Raw genomic sequence first — 8,549 nt, forward strand, 5'->3', positions numbered from 1 at the left:
TTAATATTTAGTTGTTTACATACTAACAGGCGGGAGCAATTTTTGATCAAATTTGCGTAATGAAAGATCTGCACCCAATCATTCTTTGTTTTTTATTGAAATAACAACCCCTTTAGTGTTTCCGATAAACTAAAGGGGCTATTTTAAAATACTCAAAGATGCTATGCTTTCGGCGTATCTTTCTTCTTCTTTTTAGCTTTGACATGTGCTTGCCACTTTTGAATTTCCTCTTTGCCGAGGAGTTCTTTTAATTGTAGATTCATGGCTTGCATAATTTCTTTTTTACCAGCTTTCAGAGCTTCCTTGTCATCATTACTGGTAGCTTTAAGCTCTTTTTCTTTAGTAAAATGTTTCAATTGTAAAGCATACACGCTTTCGTAGCTTGTTTGATCAAAAGCCAAAACCGTTTGCATTTCTTTTGATATTTTTTCCGCTTTTGCTTCAGGCGTGTTTTTCTTTTGTGCCTGTACGTTAATGGCCAATAGGATAATGGTTAATACAATTAGTAATTTTTTCATTTCTGCTATTATTTAGTGAATAATTAAAATGCTGGATCGTAAAATTGGTACGCTTTGGGTAAGGAAAGATGAGCCTTTTTTCGTTTTTCATTATTGAAAAATTTTAGGCCTTTCTTTAGCTTTTTGTCTGCCCAAATTTTATCGTCAAATGAGTGTGGTAGTTTAGAGTTCATATTTTGTAAATACTGCTCAAATAAAGCACGCTCTCCCTTGTAGTTTTCGTCGTGAGTAATGTTTTCATAACCACGACCATCGTAGCTGCCATTCGTTAGGTAAAAACGACCATTAGGATAGCCATACAATGGGCTAACAGCTTCGAGCATAAAATCTTTAGTGCGAATGAGTGTGGAAACCCCGGGGTGGGCGTAAATTACTGATTTAGTTTCATTTGATTGGCCTGTTAGAAAATGCTTGACACTGGTACCATCTACATTGTACTTGGATGGTATGCTAGTATTAGCAAAATCAGCAATTGTTGGTAAAATATCGGTGAAATCAATTAATTCATCGGTCATGCCTCGTTGCTTTATTCCAGCACCCGCTACCATTAATGGAACATGTACACCATATTCTACACCTTTGCCTTTGGCCGATGATGTGGTTCCATTATCAGAAGCATAAATGATGATGGTATTATCGGCAATGCCTGCTTTATGAATTGATTTAACAACTTGTCCAACCAATTGATCGGCATATCGTATTTGATTAAGAAAGTATCCGTATCCTGCTTTGGTACCTTTTTTATAATGCTGGTTTGATGCTTCGGCCCCATTGGCAACATCAATAGGTGTTACACAATGTGCTCCGTGTGCGAGCACCATTGGGTAAAAGGCCAAAAAAGGCTCTTCGGTTTGTGCATTTTCTTCAATAAAATTGCAAATAAAATCAGCTAGTATGTCCGGACCATAGTCTTTCATACTAGTTTTCATTACCTCACCATTTTGCACGTAGGCAGGCTTCCAGTATCGCGATAGAATGGGCTCTTGTGAGATGGCTGCTATCTCCCAATTTTCATCAGGAGTAAGTTTAACACCTGTTAGTGCTTCTACTTTTTCAGGATAACTGTTCCAAACAATGTATTTATCGACTCCTAGCAGGTCGTTGTGAGCACCTAAATGACCACCAATTGGATTATGCCATTTGCCTGCTACTGCTGTTTTATAACCAGCGTCGTGAAGTATTTTTATGAAATTAGGAAATCGATCTAAATCTTTAGCTTCATTGCCTGGTCGCCAGCAAATTTTGTTATCGTACGCTCCGTTGCTAGCTGCATAATTGCCCGAGTAGAACATAGAACGTGATGGTCCACAAATACTTTGAGCCCACGCCGTTTTAAAGCAAACGCCTTGTTCACCTAACGCGTCAATGTTGGGGGTGTTAGATGCTTCGCCTTTTTTTACATTGTAAATACCAAATTCTTCAAAACCAACATCGTCGGATAAGATAACAACTATGTTTGGTCGCTTGACTGCTTTCTGGGCATTCACACTCAAAGTCAAACATAAGGAGATGATGATGAAAATTAATCTGTTCATGAATACTCAATTTAATGAATGCACCAAATTATTGAAATGACATCGCATATGAGGCTCATGAAAGAGTTTATTAGTCTCATTAGTTTAAGTGATAGATTACCAGATGTATATGGATTGTGTTAGAATGGTGTTTTTTATAAGAAAGAATTAACGTGTTATAATAAGGATATTGAATGAATGATTTGTTATAAAGGTAAAGCATAGAATAAGAGCTTGCCGCAATGACAAGCTCTTATTCTATGGTAGAGGTATATTATTTAATAAACGGTTTTGTTATAATGCTTCCGTCATTTAATGTTATTCTAATGAAATAAATACCCTTGCTTAAGTTACCTGCATCGAGGCTATTGCGGTTAAGCAATCCGCTGGCAACCACACCGCCGTTGGCACTGTAAATGGTGTAGGCAGTTGCATTGTTGTTGCTTAAGAATAAAGTGTTCTTAACCGGATTAGGGTAGATGTTGATGGTTTCAACCGTGGCGTTTTCAAGATCTGTAGGAGTTGTATTTATGCCTACCACATAAATGTCATCCGCATGAATCATTCCGGCGCTGACTGCTAAATCTGGGTGTATAGTGTTCTCTGTCGTTTGCAGGTAACGGATTGATACTTCTGCCTCGTTGTTACACTCAGCTGGTAAAGCTAATCCTTTAACGCGCGATGCTCCCCAATGGAAGAAGTCTAATTCGAGAGTGCCTCCTGGAACATCAGTATAAACACCAGCTGAACCAATTTTATACTGTATCTGAAAATCTTTTGGGGAGTTAGCAGTTGCTCCTCGCTGTGTTGATGAAAGTGCAAGGTTTTCGAACCCAAGAGTTGAAAAGGTAAATTCGATGTATTGCTCGGTAGTGGCCGACCAGTCTCTAAATCCTACAGCACCAGCTACTTCTATGTCATTACCCGCTTTGTTGTATTGGTCCGTATTACCAAGTGGTCCTACGCTTTCAATCGTAACGGCAGTATTAGCTGAACTAGCCATATCCGCAATGTTATCGTCATCCGTAAAATTCCAGCCAACTACATAATCTTTTTCTATATCAGCCGTTATCATATCGCTTGTATAGGTAACTTGATTACCATAAACTGTTGCCGTAGCCTTAATTTGAAATGGATCGTTGGCCAATGAGTAACTTAGATCTGTCCAAATGCATTTGCCTTCATCAATGATAAAGTTCTGCGTTAAACCGGTTGTTGAAGAAAGAACACCACTACCACCTACTTGCTCAAGTGTTACAGAAATATCACTCGTTGGAGTGGCCGCTTTGTCAGTAACTAAAGCATCGTTGGTAGTCCATACTTCCATTTTAAATCCAGTGTTGGCAAATACTTCTTTGTAGTAAGGTATATATAGTCGGTCGGCAGTGGCAGTAATTAGTATAGCTCCAGCTTCGACCAATTGTGTTGGTTCAAAAACATCTGAACCTTCTATCCAGTTAAAATTGCTGCTTTTGGCTACAAAGTCAATAGCTTTCTCAGTTGCAGTATTACGTTCCCCCAATATTAATAATTCGGGAAACCATACTTTTAATTCATAAGTTTTAGAAGTGCCATCAGCAACGTGTCCGAGTTCGCCTGCACTTGTTGAAAGGCCGGAGAAAAGAAACCCAGCCTCGGTTCTTGTTGCGTTAACTGATTTTGTAGGGTCGTCAGCATCCATCAGTATGGCACCACCCATGTTTTTATAAAAATCGCTATAACCTAGTTTACCGGAGCCGGCGGGGATAAGAATTTCGTCAAACATGCTTGGAAGGGCAGAGGTAGCATCGTCGGTAACGGTGAATTTAAACATTGTTTCGGCCTCTACTTCGCTGTTTACATGCGACGAAATGCTTGCCGGTGTAGTCCATCCGGCAGTAGGTGTTATGGTTGTTTTGCCGGGTAGAATTTCTGAAATGCTTACATTATCAATGGATAACTTTAGATTTTGGCCACTATATGGATTGGTGGTTTCATCGTACGGTGGATTAGGAATGGTCATAGTAAATACGATGTAGTAATCACCTGTATAATCTAATATTGGTGTTGCGGTTGACCAAGTATCTAATGGAACATCTGAAGATTCATACAGTATAGCCACCTCACCTGTTATGTCCTGTGTTGTGCTAAGTATAACTTTTATATCACCCCCACCAGTAGCTCCTTGTGTTTGTCTCAAATCAAATGAAAAACGATAATCTTTGCCAGCTTCTAATGTGAATTGGTTGGATGCAATAAAGTTGCCGTCGTACCACTTTTGCGCATAGGCATCCATACTGCCACTGTTCTTTCTGATCTTCCAGTCGCGATCATGTAAGTGAGATAGTCTCCAATTACTAGGGTCTTCGGCCGTAGGTCTTGATGGATCAATAGTAAATAGTTCAAAGTCGCCATTAAGAATTAAATTCTCTTGTGCTTTCGAGTTTTGTATAAAAAAAGCCAATACCAAAAGGCATCCAATTAGTAGTATAAATTTTCTCATAATAAATTGTAGTTAGTTTAACGTATGGTGTAATGTAGTTAGCTTAAAAATTATCAGAGACCTATGCGATGCAATGAAGTCCCAAGGGTCTCAATAAAAGTGCAGTGAACAATTGGGAGTTGGTAAAAGACTTATTGTTAATGTTGTATTGTAGTAGAGGCGGAATATTTACTGGTGTGTAAATAAAAAAAGGCTTCTCAATTTTGAGAAGCCTTTTGAAAATGATTATCTGTAAATGTTTTATTTTACAACCACTTTATTCGTGTAAACCTCATTTCCGATTTCCGATTTAACGATGTATAAACCTCCATGAGGTATGTTAATGGTATTCATTTCAGCAGATATTTGAACCTGCTTCACCTGACGGCCACCTAAATCATACACTGTTGCCATACCAGCTTGTCCAGCTTGGTTGCTGATGTTAATGGCGCGATTGTTTGACCAAACTTTGATATCCAAATCTTTGATATCATCTTGCTCGATTGAGGTTGATACTTTTGCCTGGCCGTCTGTTACTTCTGATTTTACATTGTCGAAGTAAATAGTACCAACATTCTCACCCATTTGGATTTCTGCTCTAATGGTCATTCCTGTTGAGGCGTAAGTGAAACTTTTTTTCATCAGGGATGGAGCTCCATTCTTATCTGTTGCCATAGGAAGCCAACTTCCGCTGGCAATAGCTTTATTGTTTGACTTAGGCTGTTCAGTTCCGTTAATTGAAACAACTTGACGCCAAGAAATGCTAATGGCTGAACTGAAAGTATGTTTCACGTCACAAGTACCTCTAACGTTAAATTCCCCAGAAGCATTGATTCCCGCGGCAGGCACTTCGTTAGCGGTTGAAAAGTCAAAATCTTCACTGACTAACTTAACATTGTCATTAAATTTAGGTACTAATGGATCTTCACCATAGCTTGTTCCTTTATTTGTAATAATCACTTCGATGGCATTTGTCCCATCGCTGGCATCTGTTGTAACAACCGAAGCTGTAGCCTGCGCACCATTGCTTAAAACTAATGTCCATCCTTTAGCACCTGTATTCGTTGTTACATCAAGCTCTTCAAAGCTTGGATTGCCTACGTAAGCAATTTGTGCATTAACAGATAATGCTAATACTAATAAAAATGTAGTAGTAAATAAGTTCTTCATAATGTAGAATTTAATGTTGTTAATCAAATATTGAATCAACAATATATCAAGTACTAAAATGTAATCATTGTATTCGCTGATATGGTAAGTCTCATTTAATGTAGAGGGAGAAAGCTGCTGTTTGTAGCATATTTATTACATGAAGGTGTGAAATATGTACTAGTGAAACGAGCTAGAATTCTATGACTTACGCCATTGTGACGATCAATTTTTAATGTGATATGTTATTTAGTTTTAGTAAATAGTAGGGGTGAATATTAAAATTGTTCGGATAGAACTTTTCTGAGCACACAAAAGGCATATGTGCTTTAGGTTAGTTTTAAGGTGAATTTATTGTCTTGCTCTTTGCAATTTTGTATGCGTGAATTTGAAAGCAAATATCAATGTATCTTCAAATATTCAATACGTTTTAAAGTTTAAGAAAATTATCCTTTGTGTAGTAAAAAAAACGTGCTTATGTTTTTGCAAAAACATAAGCACGTTTTACTAAAAACATAGTGATGTTTTGATCAAAACATCACTATGTTTTCCCTTGCTCTTCGTATGTCTTAATTATCAGTGTTTTGTGAATTATGAAGGGAGAGTGGTAATATGGCTTGCAATTGAGCGATTGTCTTTACAGAATACACAAAAAGGTATAGAATATTACAATTGGTTTCGGAGTAATATGATATCCCTAAAATGACATAGTAAAGTGAAAAGCGTTGTTACGATAAAAGATAAAATTAGCAAAGCCGGTAAGGAGTAGTCTTTACCGGCTTTGTATTTTCATTTATCGTATGGGTCTCTTATTCGATTAAAAAGCTATCGACCCAAGTTTCGCCCTTGTTGTTGATGGCTTTTAGTATATATAAACCATTACGTAAAGAGGCAACATTAATCTTCTGGGCAGGCTGTTCAATCGTTTTAACCAAGCTGCCAATACTGTTGAAAATCTTTACCTGCTTAATATCGGTCATGTTTTTTAAGCTTATGTAATACGAGGCCGGGTTAGGGTAGATGCTAGCTTTGAATACTTGAGGAACAAATAAGTTGGTTGCTATTGGTACACCTTTCCAGGCATCAACAGGTGTAAATGCTTCGTTGTAATCACCACCGGCATGACTGTGAGCACATGAGTTGCTCCATGCTACTATGTCTTTTTGTATTTGAGCCATCTCACTGGCATAATCGCTTTTTAGATTGGTTTCCTCAGCACGATCGTCACGTAGGTTATACACCTCGTTAACATCCCAGTTGTTTTTAGTAATAAACTTTAAATCACCATCAATCCAAAAGGCCTTACTACTGTGCATAAATGGGAGGGCTTTAGGACGCTCTGATTCTAATCCATCAAGCATGGGTAGTAGCGAAATACCATCTATAGGTCGGTCATCGGGCATGTTAATATCCAGTGCGTCAATAATGGTTGGTAAGTAATCGAGCGTGCTACAGGTATAGTCTGATACAGCAGGTGTATCGGTTTTACCTGGCCACACAATAAAAGCAGGCACACCCGTTCCACCGCAGTAAACACTGCGCTTACGGCCACGTAGTCCACCTGTTACACCAGGTTTGGTAAGTGTACCATCATCCAGCTCTTTACCTTCTGGGCCGTTATCGCTACAAAAGAAGATGATGGTGTTATCATCAATACTCAGCTCTTCCAGTTTGTCGTATAGGCGTCCTATCTGCTCATCCATAGCCGTTATACATCCATAATAGTCTTTTTCATCCTCAGAATAACCTTCGTACATAGCTTTGTAAGTTGGACCTGCCACAAAAGGTTCGTGGGGGGCATGAAACCACACCACAGATAAAAATGGAGTGGTGTTTTCCACGGCATCTTCTATGAACGGAATGATACGATCCATCATCACACGTGAGTCGTCGCCCAATAAGTTATCGGTGGTAATTTGACCATTAAAATAGTATGGTACTTTTGTACTTGTTGGATTCCATGTAGAAACAGAGCTCTCTGTTACGAATGAAACATCGTAATCACGCTGCCATGGTGGAGCGAAGTTAGCTGCAGGATCTCTGTCTTCTCCTTTACTTGAATAATTTGGATCAAGAGTTCCGATATGCCATTTTCCAAAATGGCCGGTAGCATAACCATTTTGTTTTAGGATTTTTGCCAATGTTACTTCCTGCGCAGGCAAGTGACCTTCGTTGGCGGCAAAAATGCCATAACGGTAAGCATGTCGTCCGGTAAGGCATGTACCTCTGGTAGGGGAGCAAACAGGTGCACCTGCATAAAAGTTGCTTAGCTTTAAATGTTGATTAGCTAAGGCATCCATTTCGGGCGTTTTTATAATCGTGTTGCCATTAAAGCCTACATCGCCATAACCCAAATCGTCGGCCATTATTAAAATTATATTTGGCTTGTTTTGCGCATAAGCAAGTGCGCAGGTAATCATCATCAATATAACGCAAAATATTCCCTTCATATCCTTTTACATTTAGTGTTTCGAACAAACCAAAAATAGATAGAGTATGATGAGATACGGCAAAATTGATTTGAAGTAATGTTTCACTAAGTTTAGGGGTGCAAATATGTTGATGAGCAGAGTTGTGATTGCTTTGTAAGTGACAGAAGAATAGCTGTTAATGTGATGTTTTGTTGTTGGATGTTGCAGGAGTCAGAAAGGAATGGATTCAGTTTATTGGGAGTGTTAGCCTCAATAGCATGTTAGACTTTAGATGTTAGACTTACGATTTATTTGCAAGCTGCTTAAAGTCAATGTGAATATTATACCAATCGTTTTCCAAAGTGAGCCTTTGCGAAGCTTTGAGATTACAATCGGTATTACAAAGATTCTTAAGGTTCTAATTAGTTAATCCTTACGAACTAAAAAACACTGGAGATATGCTATAAGTTTTAAAGTATATTTCCAGTATTATTTT

Annotated in this window: 5 protein-coding genes; all 5 read right to left on the reverse strand. The window is 38.4% G+C overall.

From position 1 onward, the window contains the following. Positions 1 to 161 precede the first annotated feature (161 nt). The 5 genes from JIV24_RS21545 to JIV24_RS21565 all read right to left on the reverse strand — a co-directional run bounded on the left by JIV24_RS21545 (position 162) and on the right by JIV24_RS21565 (position 8,092). Entirely contained in the window at positions 162 to 518 is a 357-nt protein-coding gene (locus tag JIV24_RS21545; protein WP_200467158.1) for a hypothetical protein, read from the reverse strand. A gap of 23 nt (positions 519 to 541) precedes the next feature. Continuing rightward, the gene (locus JIV24_RS21550; RefSeq protein ID WP_200467159.1) at positions 542 to 2,053 is read right to left on the reverse strand and encodes a sulfatase-like hydrolase/transferase; all 1,512 of its coding nucleotides are present in this window, start codon (positions 2,051 to 2,053) and stop codon (positions 542 to 544) included. A 253-nt stretch (positions 2,054 to 2,306) separates the two neighbouring features. Then, positions 2,307 to 4,514 (reverse strand): T9SS type A sorting domain-containing protein, encoded by a 2,208-nt coding sequence (locus tag JIV24_RS21555; RefSeq protein ID WP_200467160.1) that lies wholly within the window; start codon positions 4,512 to 4,514, stop codon positions 2,307 to 2,309. A gap of 240 nt (positions 4,515 to 4,754) precedes the next feature. Further along, the gene (locus tag JIV24_RS21560) at positions 4,755 to 5,663 is read right to left on the reverse strand and encodes a T9SS type A sorting domain-containing protein (RefSeq protein WP_200467161.1); all 909 of its coding nucleotides are present in this window, start codon (positions 5,661 to 5,663) and stop codon (positions 4,755 to 4,757) included. A gap of 788 nt (positions 5,664 to 6,451) precedes the next feature. Continuing rightward, positions 6,452 to 8,092 carry a sulfatase-like hydrolase/transferase gene (locus JIV24_RS21565; protein WP_200467162.1) on the reverse strand — a complete coding sequence of 547 codons (1,641 nt, stop codon included), beginning with the start codon at positions 8,090 to 8,092 and terminating at the stop codon, positions 6,452 to 6,454. Positions 8,093 to 8,549: the final 457 nt, after the last annotated feature.

It is taken from the genome of Carboxylicivirga marina (assembly GCF_016612505.1).
Taxonomy (GTDB): Bacteria; Bacteroidota; Bacteroidia; order Bacteroidales; family Marinilabiliaceae; genus Carboxylicivirga; species Carboxylicivirga marina.

Bases quoted from the DNA above. Each gene is read 5' to 3' on its own strand.
- JIV24_RS21545 (WP_200467158.1), bottom strand. From the start codon at position 518: ATGAAAAAATTACTAATTGTATTAACCATTATCCTATTGGCCATTAAC.
- JIV24_RS21550 (WP_200467159.1), bottom strand. From the start codon at position 2,053: ATGAACAGATTAATTTTCATCATCATCTCCTTATGTTTGACTTTGAGT.
- JIV24_RS21555 (WP_200467160.1), bottom strand. From the start codon at position 4,514: ATGAGAAAATTTATACTACTAATTGGATGCCTTTTGGTATTGGCTTTT.
- JIV24_RS21560 (WP_200467161.1), bottom strand. From the start codon at position 5,663: ATGAAGAACTTATTTACTACTACATTTTTATTAGTATTAGCATTATCT.
- JIV24_RS21565 (WP_200467162.1), bottom strand. From the start codon at position 8,092: ATGAAGGGAATATTTTGCGTTATATTGATGATGATTACCTGCGCACTT.